This is a genomic window from Paludibacter propionicigenes WB4, assembly GCF_000183135.1.
Taxonomy (GTDB): Bacteria; Bacteroidota; Bacteroidia; order Bacteroidales; family Paludibacteraceae; genus Paludibacter; species Paludibacter propionicigenes.
In genome coordinates this window covers 1,255,728-1,280,811 of the sequence record NC_014734.1, presented here as the reverse complement: position 1 = coordinate 1,280,811, position 25,084 = coordinate 1,255,728, and the positions used below count along the sequence as shown (strand labels likewise).

The 25,084-nt window shown below is 41.2% G+C and carries 20 protein-coding genes; 6 read left to right on the top strand and 14 right to left on the bottom strand.

Going from position 1 to position 25,084, the window contains the following annotated elements; translation table 11 throughout:
• Positions 1 to 14 precede the first annotated feature (14 nt).
• The 6 genes from PALPR_RS05255 to PALPR_RS05225 form a co-directional block, all read right to left on the bottom strand.
• Positions 15 to 716, bottom strand: a complete 702-nt coding sequence (locus PALPR_RS05255; RefSeq protein WP_013444576.1) for a type 1 glutamine amidotransferase — start codon at positions 714 to 716, stop codon at positions 15 to 17.
• Positions 713 to 970 (bottom strand): hypothetical protein, encoded by a 258-nt coding sequence (locus PALPR_RS05250; RefSeq protein WP_013444575.1) that lies wholly within the window; start codon positions 968 to 970, stop codon positions 713 to 715. The genes PALPR_RS05255 and PALPR_RS05250 overlap by 4 nt, the downstream gene beginning before the upstream one ends.
• 344 nt (positions 971 to 1,314) lie before the next feature.
• Positions 1,315 to 1,551: a hypothetical protein gene (locus PALPR_RS05240; RefSeq protein ID WP_013444573.1), complete on the bottom strand. Its 237-nt coding sequence runs from the start codon at positions 1,549 to 1,551 to the stop codon at positions 1,315 to 1,317.
• A 13-nt stretch (positions 1,552 to 1,564) separates the two neighbouring features.
• Positions 1,565 to 1,933, bottom strand: a complete 369-nt coding sequence (locus tag PALPR_RS05235) for a GntR family transcriptional regulator (protein WP_013444572.1) — start codon at positions 1,931 to 1,933, stop codon at positions 1,565 to 1,567.
• 4 nt (positions 1,934 to 1,937) lie between these two features.
• A complete protein-coding gene (locus PALPR_RS05230) occupies positions 1,938 to 2,702 on the bottom strand; it encodes a hypothetical protein (RefSeq protein WP_013444571.1) in 765 nt (254 codons plus the stop codon).
• A gap of 10 nt (positions 2,703 to 2,712) precedes the next feature.
• Positions 2,713 to 3,549: an ABC transporter ATP-binding protein gene (locus PALPR_RS05225; protein WP_013444570.1), complete on the bottom strand. Its 837-nt coding sequence runs from the start codon at positions 3,547 to 3,549 to the stop codon at positions 2,713 to 2,715.
• Between the two features lie 323 nt (positions 3,550 to 3,872).
• Here PALPR_RS05225 and mazG point away from each other — a divergent pair, with 323 nt between their 5' ends.
• The 3 genes from mazG (at position 3,873) to PALPR_RS05210 (ending at position 8,768) form a co-directional block, all read left to right on the top strand.
• The gene (gene mazG, locus PALPR_RS05220; protein WP_013444569.1) at positions 3,873 to 4,667 is read left to right on the top strand and encodes a nucleoside triphosphate pyrophosphohydrolase; all 795 of its coding nucleotides are present in this window, start codon (positions 3,873 to 3,875) and stop codon (positions 4,665 to 4,667) included.
• A gap of 311 nt (positions 4,668 to 4,978) precedes the next feature.
• Positions 4,979 to 5,767: a hypothetical protein gene (locus PALPR_RS05215; protein ID WP_013444568.1), complete on the top strand. Its 789-nt coding sequence runs from the start codon at positions 4,979 to 4,981 to the stop codon at positions 5,765 to 5,767.
• A gap of 544 nt (positions 5,768 to 6,311) precedes the next feature.
• On the top strand, positions 6,312 to 8,768 hold the full coding sequence (locus tag PALPR_RS05210; RefSeq protein WP_013444567.1) for an endonuclease MutS2: 2,457 nt from the start codon (positions 6,312 to 6,314) through the stop codon (positions 8,766 to 8,768).
• Between the two features lie 150 nt (positions 8,769 to 8,918).
• On the opposite strand, the gene PALPR_RS05205 is transcribed toward PALPR_RS05210, so the two are convergent.
• Entirely contained in the window at positions 8,919 to 9,689 is a 771-nt protein-coding gene (locus PALPR_RS05205) for a DUF4197 domain-containing protein (RefSeq protein WP_013444566.1), read from the bottom strand.
• Positions 9,690 to 9,844: 155 nt separating this feature from the next.
• On the opposite strand from PALPR_RS05205, the gene eno reads away from it, so the two are divergent.
• The 3 genes from eno (at position 9,845) to PALPR_RS05185 (ending at position 14,121) form a co-directional block, all read left to right on the top strand.
• On the top strand, positions 9,845 to 11,125 hold the full coding sequence (eno, locus tag PALPR_RS05200) for a phosphopyruvate hydratase (protein WP_013444565.1): 1,281 nt from the start codon (positions 9,845 to 9,847) through the stop codon (positions 11,123 to 11,125).
• Between the two features lie 293 nt (positions 11,126 to 11,418).
• Positions 11,419 to 12,930, top strand: coding sequence for a Do family serine endopeptidase (locus PALPR_RS05195; protein ID WP_013444564.1), 1,512 nt, complete (start codon positions 11,419 to 11,421; stop codon positions 12,928 to 12,930).
• Positions 12,931 to 13,257: 327 nt separating this feature from the next.
• On the top strand, positions 13,258 to 14,121 hold the full coding sequence (locus PALPR_RS05185; RefSeq protein ID WP_013444563.1) for a sigma-70 family RNA polymerase sigma factor: 864 nt from the start codon (positions 13,258 to 13,260) through the stop codon (positions 14,119 to 14,121).
• 86 nt (positions 14,122 to 14,207) lie between these two features.
• On the opposite strand, the gene PALPR_RS05180 is transcribed toward PALPR_RS05185, so the two are convergent.
• The 7 genes from PALPR_RS05180 to PALPR_RS15315 form a co-directional block, all read right to left on the bottom strand.
• Complete coding sequence (locus tag PALPR_RS05180) at positions 14,208 to 15,434, bottom strand: NADP-dependent isocitrate dehydrogenase (RefSeq protein ID WP_041620265.1); 1,227 nt, start codon at positions 15,432 to 15,434, stop codon at positions 14,208 to 14,210.
• 31 nt (positions 15,435 to 15,465) lie between these two features.
• Positions 15,466 to 15,834, bottom strand: a complete 369-nt coding sequence (locus PALPR_RS05175) for a four helix bundle protein (protein WP_013444561.1) — start codon at positions 15,832 to 15,834, stop codon at positions 15,466 to 15,468.
• Positions 15,835 to 15,912: 78 nt separating this feature from the next.
• On the bottom strand, positions 15,913 to 17,268 hold the full coding sequence (locus tag PALPR_RS05170; RefSeq protein ID WP_013444560.1) for a citrate synthase: 1,356 nt from the start codon (positions 17,266 to 17,268) through the stop codon (positions 15,913 to 15,915).
• A gap of 97 nt (positions 17,269 to 17,365) precedes the next feature.
• A complete protein-coding gene (locus PALPR_RS05165; protein ID WP_013444559.1) occupies positions 17,366 to 19,621 on the bottom strand; it encodes an aconitate hydratase in 2,256 nt (751 codons plus the stop codon).
• A gap of 247 nt (positions 19,622 to 19,868) precedes the next feature.
• Entirely contained in the window at positions 19,869 to 21,035 is a 1,167-nt protein-coding gene (locus PALPR_RS05160; RefSeq protein ID WP_013444558.1) for a DUF418 domain-containing protein, read from the bottom strand.
• A 112-nt stretch (positions 21,036 to 21,147) separates the two neighbouring features.
• Entirely contained in the window at positions 21,148 to 22,026 is an 879-nt protein-coding gene (locus PALPR_RS05155) for a pirin family protein (protein WP_013444557.1), read from the bottom strand.
• A 132-nt stretch (positions 22,027 to 22,158) separates the two neighbouring features.
• On the bottom strand, positions 22,159 to 24,588 hold the full coding sequence (locus PALPR_RS15315) for a PAS domain-containing sensor histidine kinase (protein WP_013444556.1): 2,430 nt from the start codon (positions 24,586 to 24,588) through the stop codon (positions 22,159 to 22,161).
• Positions 24,589 to 25,084 lie beyond the last annotated feature (496 nt).

The window sequence follows — 25,084 nt, the reverse complement described above, 5'->3', positions numbered from 1 at the left end:
TGTGAGCGGTTTGCTTATTTAGCCAGATAATCCAGTATCTGAAACATTTTTTCGTTATTGACGGCTATGTTTTGAGTTTGCTGCAGAATTTGATTGGCAGACTGAACTGTAGAGCTTTCCACTAATTCATTCATTCCGTTATCTATCATTCCTTTTAAAGTTTGTTCTGTTACTTCAAAGTGAAATTGTAAGCCCAGTACTTTTTCGTTGTACAAATAGGCCTGATTTTTTGTCGTATAGGAGCTGATAAGGTGCGTGCTTCCTGCTGGCAAATCGAAGGTGTCACCATGCCAGTGGAATACCGGAAATGTGTTTTCAAAGTCATCAAACAGAGTATTTGCCTTGGCTTGCTCCGAAAGATGAATCGGAAACCAACCAATTTCTTTCTGCTTGTTGGGATATACTTTCGCTCCCAGTACTTCGGCTATCAGTTGAGATCCCAGACATATTCCAATGACCGTTTTCCCGCTCTCAATAGCCTGACGGATAAACGATTTTTCTTCAGCCATCCAGGGATATATCGATTCATCGTATACTCCCATCGGACCACCCATGACAATTAACCAGTCGATACTGTCCATATCGGGCAATTTGTAACTGTCATAAAAACGGGTGTACGAAACTGAATGATTATTGTCTTTTATCCATTGCTCTATGCAGCCAAGTCCCTCAAACGGAACGTGCATAAATGTATGTATATTGATAGTTCTTTTCATTGTTTTTTTATTCTGTTGTAAATATATGCCAGGGTAAATGTGGGAATTATATCGGTAAAAGGAATTACTTCTTCCAAAAAGTTGATAATACTCCCGATTTTACCGGTTTTGCCACCAAATGCACGGTAGAAGATAAAAGCAGAAATCGGCGCCCAAAGGACATCGAACCATTCGCCAACTCCCGGGAGTAAATACGATGCCGAGCCGAGTAAATCCATAATCAGACAAAAGAGTAATGATGGTTTTTGTTTCATTTTCAGAGGATTGTCTATTTGTTTATGTGACTGTAAACATAATAAAAAGCTCTGAATAGACAATGAGTTATTCCGATAATTTTAAAGAACTAAGCCCCTGTACAGCTCAGTTTGAGTGCAGGGGCTTAGGTTCAGTTTTCGATTACAGGTGTTTTTACACTAGTTGATGTTAATATGTACAGAAGCAGAATCAGAATCATTTGTAGTGCTGTCTGTCTGAATCGTGGTGGTGCTGTTTTGGATGTCGGCGTGTTTTTTGAAATCACGTTTTAATCTTAATGTGCCTGTTATCATCGCTAAAACGATGAGAGTAAATAGGCCTAACAGTAATTTATTGCTTGTTTTCATAAATTCGAAATTAGATGTTGAATACTGGTGTTGATGATTGATTTGGTGTAAATAAACAGCTTATTTTCTCCCCTTTTTGCTGAGTCAGCGTTTATTTGCATTTCTTCAAATTCTGAGCTCATTCCCCGAAATGAGGTTGTAAATAAACTCTTATCTCTCATGTTGTAAAGCAAACTAATACCTACAACAGCTATAACAACGATGGCTTTTGGTACTCTTTCAGATGTTTTCATATTGAAAAAGAATTTATTGATTATTTTTGATGTATTCGTTGTACTGAACTTTTAAATCATCAAAGTTCATATTGAGTAAAGTTATATTCTTAAAAAATACCGGGAGTTCATGATCCATGAACTGGTTTCTGCGATATTTAATAATCTTCTCGTTGGCCTGTTCTGCTACAAAATATCCAACTCCACGTTTGTTGAATATGATGTCGTTGTTTTGCAGAAAGTCAAATGTGCGCATCACTGTATTGGGATTAACCTGCAAGTCTACTCCCAATTCCCTGACAGAAGGAATGCGGTCGCCTTCTTTCCAGCGGCTCAGCAAAATCTGTTCGCATATATAATCGCCTATTTGCAGGTAAATGGCTTGTGTTTCTTTGAATTCCATAATCTTATACTTGTTTTTCGATTAAGCGGAAATAAGCTACAATCCAGAAAAATGGTATCAGTGAGTATTTTATTATGTTACCTACCATTTTGCTTCTAAATAGTATGTCATCTCCTGAGATCGATAGGTTAATCATTTGTCCATTCAGATGATAAGTTCCAAATGTTGCTTTTAATAGGAGTAATTCAATGATCCCCAGAATAATAAAAAATACTGATAGTGCCAGAAATGTCTGACCGGCAGCATTGCGCTTAAAATAAAGTGAACCAACCATAAATACCGATTGAATAAGTGCAAATGCAATAAATTTGCTGAATAAATTTTCGCCGGCATGACCTGCTATATTTATATTCGGGTCGAAATGGAAAAATGCAAACTGAATAGGGTTACTTGTTTCAAAGAAAATATTACCGGCTACGATTCCAAATACGGTACCAACAGTGTAGGTAATCATCATCATTCCAAAGTAATAGAAAGTGTTGAGAATAATACCTGAAACCAGCTTTTCGAAATGGGTAGCCGGAATCAGCAGGAAGTGCATTCCACCGGGGGTATATCCGAAAATTTTGAACGTTCTGGCAGCAAAAATTAATCCGGAGATATACAAGAAAACTTCTACAAGCCCAGATTTATCACTTGAACTGGTCAAATGTATAAGCACAAAGATTACCGTGGCTATTCCCCAAAAAGTCAACTCGCGCTTTTTGTTCTCAACGAAATATCGTTTGAGTAAAAGTCCTAAACGATTTATGTCTAATATTGTATTCATATTCCTGGGGTTAATTAAAAAGTTTTACAATTTTATTTTTCTCACTCAAAATGGCGTTGAACAAAAGTTCAATGTCCAGTTTACTTTCTTCGCCGGTTTTGTTTTCGCAAACCTGATACAATCCGCGGAGGGTGTCTTCACCGTAGATTACGCTTTCATCTTTGTCGTCACGTTCTGCTACCCGGAAATACAGTTTTTTTGTAATCTCTTCTATCGGTTGGTTGAACACAATTTCGTGTTTTTCCATCACTGTGATACTATCAATCAGACTGTCCAAATCGTGAACCTGATGGGTGGAGATAATCAGACAACGGTTTTCGTCGATAGCCGAAGCCACCATGCGTCGAAACTGTCCTTTGGAAGGAATATCCAGTCCATTGGTAGGTTCATCCATTAATAGTAATTTGGTATTGGTGGCTAACCCAAAGGCTATGAAGATTTTCTTTTTCTGTCCGTGTGAAAGTTTGTTGATCATTGATTTTTTGTTGTCAATATCAAACTCTTTCAGGTAGGCGTTAAATTGTTCGGTACTGAAACTTGGATAGAAAGGTGCATATACTTTCTCATAGTTTTCAATACTCATCGTAAGTTGAGGTAATTCTTCCGGTAAGAAGAATATCTCCTGAAGCATTATCGGATTTCGTTTAACCGGGTTGAATCCAAGTGTGTCTATCGATCCGGATTTCGGAAAATCCAGTCCTGAGATAAGTTTCAACAGCGTGCTTTTACCTTCGCCATTCTTGCCCAGCAAGCCGTGTATGCGTCCTGCTTCGAGTTTTAAGCTCAGATTACTGAGCAGCTCGGTTCGTCTGGTGTAACTGAACGTTACGTTTTGTACATTTACCATAATTGTGAATTATTTTAGGTTGTTTGATTTAGTGTGTTAGTGAAATAGTACACCGCAAAAGTATTTCAAGTTTTTATTCTGCCAATGCTTTTATAGTTAATTATTGTTAATCAAAAGAAAATATTTTTTATGCTCTGATTATCAGTGTTGTTTGAAATCAATTTTAAAAGATACTAATTAGAGATAAATGAATTCAAACCTAAAAATGCTTACCTTTGCACATAAATTCAAATTCTGACAATCCGGTAATTACTAAAATAACGAATATCTTACCTGATATGACCGGCTTGTAACTCGTAACAAAAGACTCGTAACCATATAATATGCATACTACACCCGAAAAACTTCAGGAATTCGAACGACTTCTTGGAATAATGACCGAACTACGTGCCAAATGCCCGTGGGACAAAGAACAAACATTTGATAGTCTTCGTATTCAGACAATAGAAGAAACCTACGAACTGGTGGATGCTATTATAAAAAAGGAAATGCCTTCCATTCGTAAAGAGCTCGGTGATTTATTATTACATGTAGTGTTCTATGCACAGATGGGGAGTGAGACTAACGATTTCGATATTTATGATGTATGTAAATCGCTAAACGAAAAGCTGATTTACCGACATCCCCATGTTTTTGGCGAAACCGAAGCCAACAATGCCAAAACGGTAGAGCAAAACTGGGAGCAATTGAAGTTGAAAGAGAAAGGTGGAAATAAAACCGTCCTTTCCGGGGTGCCCGATGCACTTCCGGCTCTTATCAAAGCGCACCGCATTCAGGACAAAGCCCGCAGTGTGGGTTTCGACTGGGAGGAGCGTGAACAAGTTTGGGATAAAGTACAGGAAGAGATTGATGAGTTCAAAGCGGAAGTTGCTGCGAAGGACAAAGACAAAATGGAAGCCGAGTTTGGCGATATGCTGTTCAGCCTGATAAATGCTGCCCGACTGTATGATATAAACCCCGAAAATGCGCTGGAACGTACCAATCGGAAGTTTATCAGCCGTTTTAATTACCTGGAATCCAAAACGCTTACCATAGGAAAAAATCTGAAAGATATGACCCTGGCCGAGATGGATGTGATTTGGGACGAAGCGAAGGTGCAAGAGAGAAAGAACCCCTAAAGGGCAACTTTGAAGATTGGGTTCTGTTTAAAATTCATAGTGTACTTAAGTAGATGATAATTATTTGCAATGTTTTTTGCCACACTAGTTCACACTAGTTTCAACTAGAAGATATAAGACTAAGAGCACATAGTATTATCCCGAATACCGGGATAATTTCAGACTGAGCAAAAGTATCGTCAGATACTTTTACTATGTGACCTAAGTCTTTTTCCCTCATTATTTCTATGTGTGCTATTGTGATAGAAACAGATCATTAAATATTGGAAACTACTTAATTCTATTCTGTTTAATAATAAAAAAGAACAACAATGGAAGAGCATATTCCTGAAGAAGACGAAAAAGACGAATCGAAAGAAAGATTACGTGAACAATTGGGTGTTGATCTGGATAGACTAATGGACTCAATAGGGAAATATATGGAATTATACAGCAAGTTTGTTTTGTTGCAATTTCCATTGGCGGCTGCACTGAAGGAAAAACTGAAAGAATTGTTCGAAAAGCAATATCCCGGAATAAAGCCTTATATTCACATCTGGCATGTAAACTGGGTATTCGAAGCTATGGAAGGAGATGCCAATACTTTGTCCATGCGATTGGTGAATTTTTTCGAGAAAGTGGAGAAAGGAAAAGACTTTAAGGAAGGATTTGATGATTATGACCAATATGTGGAGTTATACACTAAACCTTACGAGGCACATAAAACGGTGATTGAATACGACAAATTGCAGCTCAACGCCGAACAGTTGAGAATATACGAACAGGTTGTTGAAGAGTCGTATCAGGAGGATTTGATAGGATTAAAAGAACTGAACCAGGAGAGAGATGAATTCCTGAATGTAGTATATATGCTGGTGCTTCAATATTTTGGTGAACAGACCGAGACGCTTACTCCCGATCAATGGTTACATTACGATATCTTAGTGGGGATGAGTTGGGATGATTATTTTGATGATTGTAAAGAATTAAACCGCTATCTGATTAAAGAAAATATGCAGGAATATCCCGGTTTGGATTACGATCATTTTATATTGAAGCAATACGAAAAGTACCGTGAAGAATCAGCGCGCGAAAATCAATTAAAGGCGAATGAGCCTTAATTGAGCTCTAAACTTTCGAACTGTTAGCAAACGACGGATTTTTGAGTCTAAAACATTTATATTGTCAAAGAATGACGAATTTTCAAGACCAAAACTTTTATATTGTTAGCAAATGACAAAAAAATAGGCCTGAAATTTTTATTGTGTTAGCAAACGACGGATTTTTGAGCCTAAAACTTTTATAATGTCAAAGAATGACGAATTTTTAAGCCTAAAACTTTTGAAATGTTAGCAAATGACGAAAAAATAAGAGCCTAAAAATCGTGATGCTCTCAAAAAACGAAAAAATAAGAGTCTCACGTTTGTAATTACAATGAGTTATTTCCCGTAGGGAATATATATCAATAGAAAATGAAAAACAGATACAACGAATTCCCCGCAGGGGATAAATAGACTAAACTGTGAATGTCCTACGGACAATAAATATGCAAATTTGTTTATTCTATGGATATATAAGTCCTACGGACTATTCAACGAATCAAAACCATTAACCACATACAAACCTTAACTGTCAACTATCAATTTTCAACTGTCAACTAAAAAAATGCTTTATCCAGATCATTTCGAACAAAAAATAGCTTTTACCACCATTCGCCAATTGTTGAAAGACAAATGCGTGAGTACCTTGGGTGAAGAGAAAGTAGATGAAATCCAATTTTCGTCGGACTATGCCGATGTGATGCGCTTGCTTAGTCAGACCGACGAGATGCTGCGTGTGCTCACTACCAATGCCGACGAACTGCCTATCGGTGACTTTTACGATGTGCGTCCGGCTTTGTCGCGCATCAGGGTGGAGGGGCTGTTTCTTGATGAGCTGGAGGTCTTTGATCTTCGGCGTGCATTGGAAGCTGTCCGCTTGTTGGTTGCTTTTCTGACCAAGCACGAAGCGGAAGTGTATCCGCATTTGCATGAGTTGGTGAGTGAAGTTGAAACTTTTCCTTTGATTGTCAATAGGATTGATGCCATCCTGAATAAATTCGGAAAGATAAAGGACAATGCTTCGCCCGAGCTAGCCCGTATACGAAAAGATATTTTTCAGGTGCAAAGTGGCATTTCACGTACGCTTAATTCCATTCTGCGTCAGGCGCAGGCCGATGGATATGTGGAAAAAGATGTGGCACCTACCATGCGCGAGGGTCGGTTGGTGATTCCCGTTTCGCCGGCTTTTAAGCGCAAGGTAAACGGTATTGTGCACGATGAATCGGCCACCGGAAAAACGGTTTTCATAGAACCTCAGCAAGTAGTAGAGGCCAACAATCGCGTCAGGGAACTGGAAGGGGAGGAGCGTCGGGAGGTAATGCGCATTCTGGTAGACTTTACCAACTTTGTTCGTCCGTATACCGAATCTATTTTCTCTTCACAATATTTTCTGGGTCAGATTGATTTTCTGCGTGCCAAGGCTCTTTTTGGTTTAGATATCAAGGCTATTAAACCACGGGTCGACGATTGTTGTCAGTTGGAATGGGCGAAAGCCATTCATCCTTTATTGTTCCTTTCGCTCAAAAAACAAGGAAAAGAAATTGTACCGCTGGATATTACGCTGAATGAGAAACAACGCATTCTGCTTATCTCGGGTCCGAACGCCGGCGGTAAATCGGTGTGCCTGAAAACAGTGGTGCTGCTGCAATACATGCTTCAGTGCGGATTGCTGGTGCCGTTGCACGATAGTAGTCGAGCCGGTATTTACGAACGGCTGTTTATTGATATTGGCGACGAACAATCTATCGAAAATGATCTTTCTACTTACAGTTCACATTTGCTGAACATGAAGTTTTTTATCAAAAACAGCAATCCTAAAACCTTGCTGTTGATTGATGAATTTGGAACGGGAACAGAGCCTATGATTGGTGGAGCCATTGCCGAAGCCACGCTGGAACGATTCAACCAAAACCTGGCTTTTGGGGTGATAACCACGCACTATACCAACCTGAAACATTACGCCGAAGATGCCGAAGGTATTGTAAACGGAGCTATGCTCTACGACCGTCAGCACCTACAACCGCTTTTCCAACTGAGCATTGGTAATCCGGGGAGCTCATTTGCCGTAGAGATTGCCCGTAAGATCGGTTTGCCCGAAGACCTGATTGCCGAAGCTGCCGAGAAAGTGGGAGCGGAGCACCTGGATTACGACAAGCATTTGCAGGATATTGTTCGCGACAAACGCTATTGGGAAAACAAACGCCAGCAAATTCGTCAGAAAGAGAAGCGGTTGGAAGAGACACTGGCTAAGTACGAAGAAGAGATGGCCGGCATTGATAAGCAGCGTAAGGAAATTACGAACAAAGCGAAAGATGAAGCCAAAAATCTGTTGAATGAAGCCAATGCGAAGATTGAAAACACCATACGGCAGATAAAAGAAGCCGAAGCCGAAAAGGTTCGAACACAAGCGGTGCGAAAGGAGTTGGATGATTTTAAAAAGAAAATTGGAAACGAACCGGAAACGGGTAGGGACAGGTCGCGACCTGTCCAAATTCCAAAACCAATTCATAAGGACAGGTCACGACCTGTCCCTACCTCAAATGCTGAACACGAAACCCTCAAAATAGGTTCCAACGTTCGTATGAAAGGACAAACGGCTACCGGAACTATTATTGAAATGCAGGACAAGCAGGCATTGGTGGCTTTTGGTAATCTGAAGTCGACAGTGAAGCTGAACCAGCTGGAAGCTATCAGCAATAATCAGTTAAAGAAGGAAGCACGTAAATACGAATCGTTGGGCAGCACGGCTACCGACGAAGTTCGTCAGCGCAAACTCACGTTTCAGTCGGAAATAGATGTGCGCGGTATGCGTGGCGACGAAGCGTTGCAGGCTGTGATGTATTTTATCGACGATGCCGTGATGGTAGGTGTGGCATCGGTTCGTATTTTGCACGGAACGGGTACCGGAGCGTTACGCCAGATGATTCGTCAGTATCTTGGAACCACCCACGGCATTCGGACCTATCGCGACGAACATATCCAGTTTGGTGGTGCCGGTGTTACGGTGGTGGAGTTTGAGTGAGGATACAACCCCTGACCCCGTTCGACTGAGCTCACGCCGAAGCCTAAAGGGGAACAAGACTTTGTTCTATTTTATTACACCCTTTCGGGTATAATATGGTTTTATTTGGACTCGATTATACCTTATCGGGTATAATTTGCGGAGTGCTGTTTATTTCTTATCCAACTGCCCGAAAACCCTTTTCAATAAATCGTTTACACGCGCGGCAGGATTGGTGCGGATGGCACTTTCTTCGGCAGCAACTTTCATAAACAGGGCGTCAAGTGCTTTCTCGGTAACGTAGTTTTCCAGATTGACATTCACCTTCTTCAATCCTGAAATCGAACCAACTGTGCTCCCTGCAACTGTATTATATCCCGATGTAAGTGAGTTCCATGTTTTGGTTGTTGACACGTTTGCAACCAAGGGTTTGTCGAGAGATGCTTTTATTTTGGGAGCAAATGCAGCTCTCAGTTGCGAGTAGGTGGTCTTTTTAAGATATTCTGTTGCGGCATTATTATTTCCAAACAAAATTCCCATAGCATCAGTAATGGTCATACTTGTGATAGCTGTTTTGAAAATAGGTGTTGCTTCTTTTACAGCATCTTCGGCAGAGCGGTTGAGCGAAAGGATAGCCTTGTCAACCAAAGCCTGACCACCCGGAATTAGTTTTGCATTATCAACAATGGTTTGCGCTTCCGGAGGTAATAATAGTTTGACGGCAGCATTTTTATAAAATCCATCTTCTACTCCAAGATTAGATACAGCATGCTCTATCCCTACACTGAGAGAGCTTTTCAAACCGGAAATATTTTCAGTATTGGTTACTGTTTTGCTTGTTGTTGAAGGCAGTGAGGTCGATATTTGGTTGGCCACCTGCTGTAGTTGAGCACACGATAAAAGTGTAAAAGATATGATGACCGGAAGGATAAATCGTTTCATATTATAGTTTTTAATTTGATACAAAAATACTACTTTTTTTGGAACTGAGTCTTGTGTTGTTTTATGTCCTTTTACCCGAACATTTTTCGTTCGGAGGCGTTAATAATGATATAAAATCAATCATCATAAAACAAATTTCATAATTAAAAAACAACATGAGTAAAATTGAAAAAATTGTTGCCCGCGAAATACTTGACTCGCGTGGAAATCCTACTGTAGAAGTCGATGTATTGCTTGAATCAGGCATTGTCGGTCGTGCTGCAGTTCCATCAGGAGCGTCAACCGGCGAAAATGAAGCCATTGAACTTCGGGATGGTGACAAAAAACGTTATTTGGGTAAAGGTGTTCAGAAAGCAGTAGATAATGTAAATACGATTCTCGGACCTGCTTTGGTTGGTATCAGTGCATTGCAACAACGCGCTATCGATAAACTTATGATTAAGCTGGATGGAACAAAAACAAAATCCAACCTGGGTGCCAACGCTATTCTCGGAGTTTCGCTGGCGGTTGCCAAAGCTGCTGCGGCTTATCTCGATTTGCCTTTGTATCGTTACATTGGAGGAACCAATACTTTTGTATTGCCGGTTCCTATGATGAACATTATCAACGGTGGTTCGCACTCCGATGCCCCGATTGCTTTTCAGGAATTCATGATTCGTCCTGTTGGTGCTACATCGTTTAAAGAAGGACTTCGTATGGGCGCTGAAGTGTTCCATTCATTGAAAAAAGTGCTTCACGACAAAGGTCTTAGCACTGCCGTAGGTGACGAGGGTGGTTTTGCTCCTAATCTGGCTGGTGGAACTGAAGAGGCTTTGGAATCAATTCTTACGGCTGTCAAAAATGCAGGTTACAAACCGGGTTCAGATGTAACTATCGGGTTGGATTGCGCTTCATCCGAGTTTTACAAAGATGGAGTTTACGATTATTCTAAATTTGAAGGACCTAATGGAAAGAAACGCTCTTCGGCCGAGCAAGCTGACTATCTCGCAGAACTGATCTCTAATTATCCGATTGATTCGATAGAAGATGGTATGAGTGAGGGCGACTGGGATGGATGGAAATTACTTACAGACAAAATTGGTAGTAAATGCCAGTTAGTAGGTGATGACTTATTTGTAACCAATGTTGATTACCTGAGAAAAGGAATTGATTTAGGTTGTGCTAATTCAATTTTGATTAAAGTAAATCAGATTGGAACCTTGTCCGAAACATTGGATGCTATTGAAATGGCTCACCGTGCCGGTTATACCTCGGTTACTTCGCACCGCTCGGGTGAAACTGAAGATGCTACTATTGCCGACATAGCTGTAGCAACGAACTCGGGACAAATCAAAACAGGTTCGTTGAGTCGTTCCGATCGTATGGCTAAGTATAACCAGTTGCTTCGTATCGAAGAAGAACTGGGTGATTTGGCGGTTTACGGTTATAAAAAATAAGCTGGATCAATTACCTCAACGAGGAAAAATATGACTTTTATAGAAAGCCACCTGACAAAAAGGGTGGCTTTTTTTGTTCAATATTTTCAGATTTTTTTACGAACAAATTCCTCTTCGTTAATACGCGTTAAGCCCGAAAAAATGAAAGTTAATTATATTCAAATATCTGTTTGAGTTTAATTGCGAGGTACAACTTTTGTATATTTTCGCTGTAGAAATGGCAGACAGATTAGGGGTTTGAATTATAAAGCCCTAGGTAAAATGTATTAAATAATTAATTAAAAAAGATGAATATGAATGCAACAAAAAGAATGAAAACGCTCGGCTTTTTCGGTTTAGTCGTTGCGGTGAGTGTGGCAACCAATCTGACCACAAATTTAGTTTCACAAAAAGGAGATAGCCTGACAGTTCAGGAAAATAAACTGCCGGTAACTTATGCCAAATTTGCGCATGCAGCCAATGCAATGGAAACCGACTTCACTGTTGCTGCAGAATTAAGCATACATGCGGTGGTTCACGTTAAGACAAAAAGTCCTATAAGGGTTCAGCGATTCGGAGGATATCCTGATGATTCGTTTTTTGATTATTTCTTCGGGCAACCACAACAAAGCCCACGCTCCAGGAGAGGAGCTACCGATGAACCTCCTATGAGAGAGGGCGTAGGTTCAGGCGTGATTATATCGAATGATGGATATATCGTTACAAACAATCACGTTGTGGAAGGTTCTACCGACATAGAAGTTACGCTGAATGATAAACGTACCTTTAAAGCAAAAGTGGTAGGAACCGACCCTAATACTGATATAGCTTTGATCAAAGTAGATGCTAAGGATTTACCAGTCATTGCATTTGGTAATTCTGATGAGTTGAAGGTAGGTGAATGGGTGTTGGCAGTAGGCAATCCGTTTAATCTGACATCTACTGTTACGGCAGGTATAGTTAGTGCCAAAGCGCGTAACATCAATATTATCAATACTAAAATGGCAATTGAGTCATTTATTCAGACCGATGCAGCTGTTAATCCGGGCAATAGTGGAGGTGCGTTGGTGAACACCCGAGGCGAGTTGGTTGGAATTAATGCAGCCATAGCTTCGCAAACCGGTGCTTATTCAGGTTATGCATTTGCTGTACCGATAAGCATAGTTCAAAAGGTGGTGTCTGATATTCGTCAATATGGAGTGGTGCAACGTGCGCTGTTGGGAGTTAAGATTGGTGATATTGACAGTAAGCTGGCAAAAGAAAAGAAGCTGAAAACTCTTGAGGGTGCCTATGTTGATGAGGTAACTGATCAGAGTGCAGCAAAAGCCGCCGGAATAAAAGTAGGTGATGTAATTAATAACGTGAACGGTACAGCCGTCAAATCATCAGCTGAGTTGCGCGAACAGGTTGCTCGTTACCGCCCTGGTGATAAAATAACGGTTACTGTTGTGAGAGGCGACTCAGAGGAAAAATTGAGAGTGGAGCTTAAAAATACGCAAGGTAACTTTAATGTGGTAAAATCGGAAAACAGTAAAGATGTGTTGGGAGCCACATTTAAAGAATTGGATTCAAAGACCAAAGACCGTCTGGGACTGGATTATGGTATTGAAATTAAATCACTTTCCAAAGGAAAACTGACCGATCAGGGAATTAAAGCCGGATTTATTATCCTCAAGATAAATAATAAAACCATACGCTCGGCCGAAGATGTTCAGGAAGCTTATGAAGATGTGATGAATAACGGAGAGAAAGAAAAACCACTGTATATTGCAGGAGCTTATCCTAACGGCAGGGTGGTGTATCTGGCGATAGATTTAGCTGAATAAACTGTTGCTTAATATTGATCTGAAAAACACACAAATCCGCTAAAAAGGGTTTGTGTGTTTTATTTTTCAACAATCAGAAACAATTTCAACGCTGTTGCGTTAATGATAAAATAGCAAATGTTTCGGGGCGATTTCAAACCAACTTGATGTGCTCTGATGTTTATTTTTGCTAATATGAATACAAATTCGGTAAACCGTTTCCGTTTTATAAACTTACTTGAATATAAATTGTTAGCATAGAAATAAAGGTCATAATTCTTTTGGATTTTTCGGTTTTGTAAAACCAAAAAAAAATGCTACTTTTGCAAGCTAATTTTCATCAATAAAATGAGACAATTAAAAATTACCAAATCAATCACGAATCGTGAAAGTGCATCTCTTGACAAATACCTCCAAGAGATAGGACGCGAAGATCTTATTACTGTTGAAGAAGAAGTTGAGTTGGCTCAACGAATCCGCGCAGGTGATAGAATAGCGTTGGAAAAACTGACACGTGCTAACTTACGTTTTGTTGTTTCAGTAGCAAAACAGTACCAAAATCAAGGCCTCAGTCTACCGGACTTAATCAATGAAGGCAATCTTGGACTGATTAAAGCTGCCGAAAAATTCGATGAAACACGTGGATTCAAGTTTATTTCGTATGCAGTTTGGTGGATTCGTCAGTCTATCTTACAAGCTTTGGCTGAGCAGTCACGTATTGTTCGTTTACCGCTTAATCAGGTAGGATCATTAAACAAAATCAACAAAGCTTTTTCCAAATTTGAGCAGGAAAACGAGCGTAAACCTTCACCCGAAGAATTGGCAGATGTACTGGATATTCCGGTAGATAAAATTGCCGACACGATGAAAGTTTCAGGTCGTCATATTTCTGTGGATGCACCGTTTGTGGAAGGCGAGGACAACAGCTTGTTGGATGTAATGATTAACGATGACTCTCCGAATGCAGACCGTGTGTTGATTAACGAATCACTTTCTAAAGAAATAGAGCGCGTACTGGCATTTACTTTGTCGGACAGAGAACGCGATATAGTGAAAAAATTCTTTGGAATTGGTGTGGCGGAAATGACACTGGAAGAAATAGGCGACGAATTTGGTTTGACACGTGAACGCGTGCGACAAATCAAAGAAAAAGCGATTCGGAAATTGAGACCCAATGCTAAAAGTAAATTATTAAAAGGATTTTTAGGTTAATCGGAACGATAGTACGATTTTCTTGAAAACATAAAAGGAGCAACTATTCAGTTGCTCCTTTTATGTTTCTATCTGCGATTTAATTCTTACGCCAGTTTCTTATCCAGATTGCGTTTAAGTGCAGCTAAAAATCCTTCTGTACTCAGATAGTTGGCGTTGGTAACACCTTCGCCGTAAATCAGAATAGCCAAATCCTTGGTCATTTCTCCGGCTTCAACTGTTTCAATACATACCTGTTCCAGTTTTTCGCAGAAGCTCTGCAATTCAGGATTGTTGTCCAGCTTAGCTCTGTGCATGAGTCCACGAGTCCAGGCAAAGATTGAAGCGATAGGGTTAGTCGAAGTTTGCTTGCCCTGTTGGTGCTGACGGTAGTGTCGGGTTACTGTTCCGTGAGCTGCTTCGGCTTCTACGGTTTTTCCATCGGGTGTAACAAGTACGGATGACATTAATCCAAGCGAACCGAATCCTTGTGCCACGGTGTCTGATTGTACATCACCGTCGTAGTTTTTACAAGCCCACACAAATCCGCCGTTCCACTTCATGCACGAAGCCACCATGTCATCAATCAGGCGGTGCTCGTATGTAATTCCGGCCTCTTTAAATGCAGCCTGAAATTCTTTTTCGTACACTTCCTGAAAAATGTCTTTGAAGCGTCCGTCGTAAGCTTTCAAAATGGTGTTTTTTGTTGATAGATACAATGGCCACTTTTTCTCCAACGCTACCTGAAAAGAAGAGCGCGCAAAGCCGTAGATTGATTCGTCGGTATTGTACATGGTCATGGCTACACCATCGCCGTTGAAGTTATACACTTCCCATTCTTTGGTTTCGCCAGCTTCATTGGTAAAGGTCATTTTCAGAGTTCCTTTGCCTTTAATCACTGTATCGGTGGCTTTGTACTGGTCACCAAATGCATGACGACCGATAACGATAGGTTTAGTCCAGCCTTGCACGTAACGCGGCACGTTGTTGCAAATAATCGGTTCACGGAAAACGGTTCCACCAATGATGTTGCGGAGAGTTCCGTTAGGCGATTTCCACATTTTTTTCAGACCGAATTCTTCAACACGCGCTTCGTCGGGTGTAATAGTGGCACACTTAATTCCAACATTGTATTTATTGATAGCGTTGGCTGCTTCAATGGTTACTTCATCGTTGGTCAAATCGCGATTTTCAATTCCCAAATCGTAATACTTGATATCCAGATCGAGGTAAGGGAGGATAAGTTGTTCTTTAATAAATGCCCAGATTATGCGGGTCATCTCATCGCCGTCAAGTTCAACGACCGGTTTTGTTACTTTAATTTTTTCTTTCATGTACTGTAGTCTTGAGTCTAAAGTCAAAAGTCTAAGATTTTGATTCCTGATTATTTGACTTGTTTAAATATTCAATTAGTTTCTGGATGGATGATGAAATCAATATTGCTCTGTTTTTAAGACTAATGGCTGTGTCTGCAGAGCAATAATGCAAATCTTCACAGAGAAAGAGCATACTTCTTACTTCGCCACAACTTGCTTTTGCAATTTTTAAATAACGAACAAATAATGGGTCAGAACCAGATTCAGATCCTTCTGCGATATTATTCATTATAGAAACAGCAGCTCTTTGTATTTGATCTTTGAAACCATAATCTTTACAAGTTGCAGTCATTTTGTAAATGTCATTCACCAATAAACGAGCATCTTGCCATACTCTTAGTTCTTCAAAGTTTCTCATACACTTTGGCATAATTCAAAGGTCTAAAGACTGTGGACTTTTGTCCTTTGACTTTAGACCTTTGTCCTTTAATTTATCTTATCTATCCTTCAAGGGTGTAAATGGTCTTTTTTCGCCTACGTTTTTGTAAGCAGGGCGGATGATACGTTTGCTGGCAAAGTTTAATTCTTCGATACGGTGAGCAGTCCATCCGGTGATACGAGCCATTGCAAAAAGCGGAGTAAATACTTCGGTTGGAAGACCAATGGCGTCATACACAAATCCGGAATAGAAATCGACATTGGTACAAACCTGTTTGTTGATATCATCACCTTTGAACGACATGAACGCTTTTACTGAACGTTCGTCAAGCAATTGCAGGAACTCAAATTCTTTTTGCAGACCTTTTTCTTCAGCCATTTGACGTGCCATTTCTTTGAGCACTAGTGCACGTGGATCGGAGATTGTATATACCGCATGACCGATACCGTAAATGAGACCACTCTTGTTGTATGCTTCTTTGTTAAGCATTTTCTTTAAGTAAGCATCAATTTCCTTCACATTTGTCCAGTCTTTTATGGCTGTTTTCAGGTGTTCGAACATTTGAACCACTTTGATGTTTGCACCACCATGTAGCGGACCTTTCAGCGAACCAATGCCAGCTGCGATAGATGAATAGGTATCGGTTTGCGAAGAACTTGTAACACGTACGGTAAATGTAGAGTTGTTACCACCACCGTGGTCGGCATGAAGAATAAGGGTTAAATCCAGAATCTTTACATCCAGTTCGGTGTAGTTGTTCGGCCCCTTCATCATGTAAAGGAAATTTTCTGCCAACGACATATCCTCATTCGGGTGGCGAATGTGTAACGAGCGCCCTTGTTGACTGTGGCGAAGAATATTGTAAGCGTAAGCAATAATAGTTGGGAATTTTGCAATCAGTTCAATAGACTGGCGAATCAAATTATCGCGTGAGATATCGTCCGGATTAGGGTCGAAGGTATAAAGCTCCAACACGCTGCGTGCTAATATATTCATAATGTCCTGACCTTCCAGATCGATGATGTTCATCGTCGCTTTTTGGTTGAGCGGCATAGCACTGTACAGGATTTTTTTGAACGTAATCAGTTCTTCTGCATCTGGCAGATAACCTGAAAGAAGCAGGAATGCTGTTTCTTCAAATCCCAGTCTGTTTTCTTTTGCAAGGCCACTAGCTAAATCTTCAACGTCGATACCACGATAGTATAGTTTTCCGGGAATAGCTTTCAGTCCGCCTTCGGGTAATTTTTCGTATCCTACTACGTCTCCCACTTTGGTAAGTCCGACTAATACTCCGGAGTGGTCTTCGTTACGCAGACCACGCTTCACATTGAACTGGGTGAACAGTTCTTTGTCTATTCTGCTGGTGGTTTTTATCGTCTCTGATAATTTATAAATTAAATAATCTTGTTCCATGACCTTAGGTTTTATATTGTTATTATTTCTTCTCATTACTACATTAACACGCTGTTGATGATTTTTGTTTTTTAAAGACTCACAAATTCTTGTTTTTTTATTTTTGCATGGCATTTAAAGCGCTACCTTCTCTAAACCAGTCAATTTGAGCCTGATTGTAGGTGTGTAATACTTCGAAACTTTCGGTAGTTCCATCGGAGTGAGTTAACACTATCTGAAGATTTTTACCGGGGCCAAAGGTGGTCAGACCGGTGATACTGATACGGTCGTCTTCGCGTACTTTGTCGTAGTCATTCTTGTCGGCAAAAGTAAGTGCCAGCATGCCCTGTTTTTTCAGGTTTGTTTCGTGTATGCGGGCAAAAGATTTTACCAGAATGGCTTTTACGTTCAGGTGGCGTGGTTCCATGGCTGCATGTTCGCGGCTGGAGCCTTCGCCGTAGTTTTCCTCTGCTACCACCACCGAGCCTATGCCCTGGGCTTTGTACTTGCGTGCCAAGGCCGGTACGGCTACATATTCGCCAGTTGAAGGATCAAGCACCGCATTCGTTTTATTGTTGAAGGCATTCACAGCACCTATAAGCATGTTGTCGGAAATATTATCCAGATGTCCGCGGAATTTCAGCCAGGGACCTGCCATCGATATGTGGTCAGTGGTACATTTTCCGGTGGCTTTGATCAGAAGCGGTTGTTCAATCAAATCTTTACCATCCCATGCGGTGAAGGGTTGTAGTATCTGTAACCGTTTGGATTCAGGACTGATGTTTACTACCACCTTGCTTCCATCAGCTACAGGAGCTATGTAACCGGCATCTTCTACAGCATATCCTTTTGCTGGCAATTCGTATCCTGATGGTTCGGTAAGTTTCACCTTTTCGCCTTTCGCGTTTATAAGCGAGTCGGTAAGCGGGTTAAAGCACAAGTCGCCGGCTACGGTGAGGGCGGCGACCACCTCCGGCGAACCGATAAAGGTGTGTGTGTTGGGGTTGCCATCGGCACGTTTTGCAAAGTTGCGGTTGAACGAGGTGATGATGGAATTTGGGCGTTCAGGTTGGTCGGTTTCGCGTTTCCACTGACCGATACAGGGTCCGCAGGCGTTGGCCATAACGATACCGCCAACCGATTCGAATTCGGCCAGCACTCCATCGCGTTCGGCGGTGTAGCGTACCTGTTCTGAACCGGGGTTAATAATAAATTGAGCCTGTACTTGTAGTCCGTCTTCTTTGGCTTTTTTTACCACCGAGGCCGCACGTGTCAGGTCTTCGTATGATGAGTTGGTACATGAACCGATAAGTCCGACTTCCATTTTTTGCGGATAGCCTTTTTCTTTTACCGCTTTGGCAAATTCCGAAATAGGATAAGCTAAATCCGGTGTGAAAGGACCGTTGATATAGGGTTCGAGCTCGCTGAGGTTGATTTCTATCAGTCGGTCGTAATATTGTTCGGGGTTAGCAATTACTTCGGCATCGGCTTGCAGATGATCAGCGTTTTTCAGAGCCAGTTCGGCCACGGAACTTCTGCCCGTTGCTTTGAGGTATTCCACCGATTTTGCATCGAACGGAAATACTGAGGTGGTGGCACCTACTTCGGCACCCATGTTGCATATAGTTCCTTTTCCGGTAGCCGATATCGATGCAGTTCCTTCGCCGAAATACTCAATGATGGCGTTTGTACCGCCTTTTACTGTCAGTATACCTGCCAGTTTCAGAATAACATCTTTAGGCGAAGCCCATCCCGAAAGTTTTCCGGTAAGTTTAACCCCTATGATTTTTGGCATTTTAAGCTCCCAGGGCATTCCTGCCATTACATCCACTGCATCGGCACCGCCTACTCCAATGGCTATCATGCCCATTCCGCCGGCATTGACGGTATGTGAGTCGGTTCCAATCATCATTCCACCGGGAAAAGCGTAGTTTTCGAAAACCACCTGATGAATGATACCTGCACCCGGTTTCCAGAATCCGATTCCGAATTTATTGGAAACTGCGCTAAGGAAATCGTATACTTCGCGGTTGGTTTCGTTAGCTGTTTTAAGGTCAGTTTCGGCTTTTATATGTGCCTGAATAAGGTGGTCGCAATGCACGGTGGAAGGTACGGCCACGGTTTTACGACCGGAATTCATTAATTGTAACAAGGCCATCTGGGCGGTAGCATCCTGCATAGCCACTCTGTCGGGCGAAAAATTGACATAATCAACGGCACGATTGTAATTTTCAATGGGTTCGTTTTCCGCCAGGTGAGCATAGAGAATTTTCTCAGTCAGCGTGAGCGGCCGTTGTAGTTTATTCTTAATCTGAGCAATTTTTTCGGGGAGGGAAGCGTATAAACGCTGAATCATTTCTTCGTCAAAAACCATAATTTTGTATTTTTAATCAAATTGTAATCACTTCAATCGCAAATATAATGAAAAATAAGCTTAAAAGCAATTTAAAGCTGTAAATCTAATTTTTAAACACGCGGACTTATAAATTGTTCAGCGGGATGTGACAGATAAATGAAATAAACCTCCTCTTTTATGCAATAAGAGGAGGTTTATTCAAAAAATAGCGAATATTTATGTGTAAATAGACTTTTTATGTAAGTTGTATGCAAAAATGAAGTTTTTAATTGGAGCCAATCCACGTAAGTTTATGCCAGATACTTTCCAGTGGTCCCTGCCGATGGTTTTTCATCCACCAACTGCTGAAAATTCCCTGCAAAACAGCCAGCAGCAAACCTATCAGCAGGCTGTAGGTAGCTCCGGTGTACTGGTAAAGCCCCAGTCCGAAGCCATAATAGATAAATGACCCAATGATGGACTGCATAATGTAGTTTGACATGCTCATTTTACCGAATGCGCTGAACACGTTGAGTACACGTCCGGCGAATTTTTCGTACAAGAGATAGAAACCGGAAACCAACACGAGCATAAATGCCAGATTGGACCATGTGCTGACGATGGTGCTTAGTGGGCGTGTAACAGATTGGACGGAAATCCAGGCAGGGATTCCGTTTTTGATGATAAACAGGGGAATGAACGCCAGCGCAGCGCTTATGAGTGTAAGTTTCCAGAAACGGGTGCTTTGTGTGGAAGTACTGAACAGGTATTTGCGACCGGCCAGCATGCCCAGCATAAACAGTGACATTGTCTGAAATACTCTTCCGACTTCCCATGTCCAGAGGAGTACGGCTGTTTTTCCGTTGGTGGAGTTGCCTATCAGTGTATTGATTAAAGACCGCCCGGGTACATATTCGGCAGCTTTGTCGAAGTAAGCCCACGAAGCCTGGCCGGGGAGTTTGGCCACGGGATGTATCATTCCTGCAATAACGTTGAACCACTCTAAGGGTTGCAGCATTAGTATCAACGCTATCCAAAACACCGTTTTATTGCTGAGGCGTGCTACAGGTATAAGCGAAAAGCCTAGCAGCGCATATATGGTGAGTATGTCGCCCTGATAGAACGCAGAATTGATAAGCCCGAAACCGAGCAGCAGCAAAAGCCTCCACGCAAAACGTCCACGGAAATCGTTGCCTTTCTTCTGCTGATTGTTGTCCTGAATAAAAAATGTAAGCCCGAAAAGCAGGGCGAATATAGCGTAAGACTTTCCGCTAAAAAGAAAAAACAGGGTGTCCCATATGGCATTGTCAATAGGAATAATCCAACCGGGCAGGTTGGTGGGCTTAAAATAAAAATCGAAATGTTCAAGATTATGCAGCAGCATAATCGAAACTATGGCGAAGCCACGGAGTGCATCTACCACATGGAGGCGGGGAGAGGATGATTCAGTCATATAATTAGAGTTATTTTATTTGCAAATGTAAATAAAATAACTCTAATTTACAATATCTGTAATATTCATACGAATCGGCTTTGTAACTTGTAACTCGTAACTAAATAAAATATCAATCTTCCAAAACTCCGAATTTCCCGCTATTCCAATCGTCATAAGCTTCGACGATTTCCTGTTTGCTATTCATAACGAATGGTCCGTAAGGTACAATCGGTTCCTGTATCGGTTCACCGCTTAGGACAAGTACGATAGCATCTTCAGTAGCTTCTACATAAATATCCGTTCCATCGTTGGCAAACAATACGAAATGATCGGTTGCAACAGATCTTTCATTGACAGTTACCGACCCTTCAATAATAACAAAGCCTGTATTGTAATTTTGCGGTAACGAAAAATGAACTTTCGCACCTTTTTTCAGCCGGGCGTTATACATTTCGATGGGCGTGAAGGAAGTGGCCGGGCCATTTGTATTGTTGAAATTGCCGGCAATGATTTCAATAACTCCGTTGCCGTCGGGCAAAGCGAATTGACCGAATTCACTGCGACGAATCGGTTGGTACTTAGGGTTACTCATTTTGAATTTGGCAGGCAGATTTACCCACAATTGTACCATTTGAAATTCGCCTCCGACCTTACTCCATTCAGCTTCGTGATACTCTTTGTGGAGAATACCCGAAGCAGCCGTCATCCATTGCACATCGCCTTCGCCGATTATTCCGGCATTTCCGGCGCTATCGTGATGAGCCACCCGCCCTTTGTAGGCGATAGTCACCGTTTCAAAACCACGATGGGGATGCACTCCGACACCGCGTGGTGTATCCGAAGGAGGAAATTCTATTTTAGCTCCATAATCGAGCAGAAAAAACGGACTCATGCGTTGGATATTCATTCTTCCGGTGCTGGGGAAAAAATTGTGTACCCTGAATCCGTCGCCCACCATGTGAGCAGGAGGTGGCGGTATAATTTGTTCAATTGATCGTTGCTTATTCATTGCGTTTGGTTTTAAAGATGATCTACCAGTTGTATAATGATTCTGCAGGATAAAAGTTTTGATTCAAAGAAAAAAAAGAGCGGTAGTTTAAACTCCGCTCTATTCTCTAAAAAAGTGTACTTGATAAAATAATCAAGTGTAATAAGGTATTTCTATTCGAACACAAGTGCCTTTACCTGTTGCACTGATGATATCCAGTTTGCCATCCAGCAAAATGACCCGTTCTTTCATTCCAATCATACCGTAAGAGTCAGGTCTGATTTGGTTATCTTTATCAAGCCCTACACCGTTATCGGTAATTTCCAGGCTCAGTTTATTGTCCGTATGTTGAAGTTGTATTTTGACCGATGTTGCTTTGGCATGTTTAGCTACATTATTCATTGCTTCCTGAAAGATTCTGAAAAATGCCAGTGATTGTTGGGGTGTCATTTCAATATCTGAATCGTTGGAAACAAATTCGCATTTTACTTGATGCCTGTCTTCAAATTCGCGGAGATAATCTTTGGTTGCTCCTACGAAGCCATACATTTCAAGTAACTCGGGCCGGAGGCCATTCATTATTCTTCGGGTAGTGACGATTGTTTTGTTGATTAAATCAACAATGTCATCAAATTTGAGCAATATATCCGAGGACTGATCAAATACGTTTGTTTTAGACACTCTTTGTTTCAGCATGCCCATGTCTATTTTGAGAGCAACTAATATCTGCCCCAGGTCATCATGTATTTCGCGGGCTATCGACACTTTTTCTTCTTCCCGGATATTCTGAAGATAGGAAGCAAACTTGCGCAACTGTTCTTCTGACTTACGGAGTTCGGTGATGTCTATGTTTACTACCTGAAAATGTATCGTGCCATTCCACAGTATTTCTTTATACGATACTTTTACATACCGTATATTCCCATTTTTGCAAATAATACCTATTTCGTAATCGGATTCTTCGATGCCAATTTTTCTTTTTTCCTTTCTTTGAAGATGTTGTATATAACTTTCGGGGGTGTAGCGGTTTTTTGCCGGTGTGCTTGTAAATTCTTCCAACGAGTCGAATTCGTAAATATCGAGGAAGGCTTTATTGGCATAAACTGTCTTTCCAGCTACCGAAACTACACGTATGCCTACAGGTGATTCGGCAATAGAGCGACGGAAATTTATCTCCGATTCCAGCAGTTTGGTTTCTATTTCTTTACGGTATGTAATATCATAGGCTATACCATCTATCTGGATTAGGTTTCCGTTTTCGTCCAGGGTTGGTTTTATTTTGGCTTCAATCCAGCGAATATCTCCATTGGGGCGGATGATTCTGTATTCATGATTAAGTTTTTCGCCCGAGTATAGCACAAGAAAATCGGTTTCTACTTTGGGTTTATCTTCGGCATGAATGACATCAAACCACAAGCGTGGATTGTCTAAAAACTCAGCCGGCGAACGTCCGAATACGGTTTGGTTGGCAATGGAGGCATAAAGCGTTTTCATATGGATCAGATCGACCGACAATACAGCTTCATCCATATTGTTATAAAGTTTTTCCAGTTCGTTTTTGGTTTTTATCAGTTCTGCTTCTGTCAGTATACGATCAGTGATGTCATGTACTAAAATGTGTGCTGATTTCCGACCATTAAAGATGACCGTATGCGAAGCAATAGCAACGTATATTAAATCACCGTTTTTTTTGATATGCCTCCGTTCAGTGGCCTTATAAAGTCCGTTAACGGACGACAGTCTGATATCATTGAGCAGCAAAGGTAAGTCCTTAGGTGGACGAATATCTTGTAATGTCATGGACAGGAATTCTTCCCGGGAGTAACCATAATGTTTTATGGCAGCTTCGTTTACTTCCAGAAATGCCAGCGTTTTCATATCGAAAATCCAATTGGGCTGGGGATTGTTGTCGAACATAAAGCGGTATCTTTCTTCGCTTTTCTTTAGCAAAATACTGTTTTGCTTCGTAATAAAAAAAGATATGACTACCAACATCAGCGCAACTCCCAGTCCGACGGGCAGGGCAGAATGCAACGCAATATCCCAGTACCACGAACCGGTTGCAAAATCTATGGCAAAGATGGCTATTGTTTTCCCCGTTTTGGGGTCGATTACAGGGGCGCAACCGCTGGCATACGAACCCCAACTATCGGACGAGGGGCCTTGTACAACCGGGACACCGGTTCGCATCACTTCATTAAATTCTTTAGGGGCTTCGTCGTAGGGACTTCCCGGAGCTGATCCCTCGCGGTCTCCATCGGGCTTATCATCGACGTAGAAAAATACTTTGCCGTTAGGTCTAACGCCCATTAAATAGGCGAAATGCAGCTGTTTGTTCACTTTTATTATGTTGGCAAACTGCTGTTTGAGCTGGCGATATTCCGGCGATTTTAAATCGGCCGGAGTACCCGTAAGTTTTTTTACCAGATTAGCGTCTATTGAATTGGCTCCTATCTGGGTTTGAATCAAAAAGTCATTACGCATTCCCTGCTCGGTACTATAACTGATATACCAGGTCAGGAGTAATGTAAGAATAATAAGGGTAGTAATAAGTGTGCGCTTTGTGTTGAATTGCCGGGTCATCCTGAATTATCTTATGCTAATTGAAAATTAGGTTTAATTAAATATGGGTGTCTCCAGCTTTTTCATTGACTATTCATAATGATGTTTTTTTTGTGTGATTTTGCATTGGTTACATGCACTTGATGCTGTTCTTAGATTTTTTGGCATGCAAACATACACAATCAATTTATATTATTGATCATTTTGAGTATTCAAAGCGTTTTTTTGTGATTTCAAACGGCAGTTTGCGGGGATTTAAACTACAAATTACGACACAAAATTTCCCCGAATACCTCATTTGTCCCCTTACGGTAAGAGAGCGAGCGCATCGGCGGGGTTTTTATAAAGAATAAACCCTTCGCCCTTACGGGCACTTCCCTTTAGGAAAGGGAAGAACATCAGTGATCGAAAATTGACGGGTTAGCTGACGCTCTTTTACTCCTTTAGCCAACAAATCGCTTGGAGCGGTTGTTCGGAGTCACTAAATTTATTTATGGTAAACTATCCCGCACTTCTC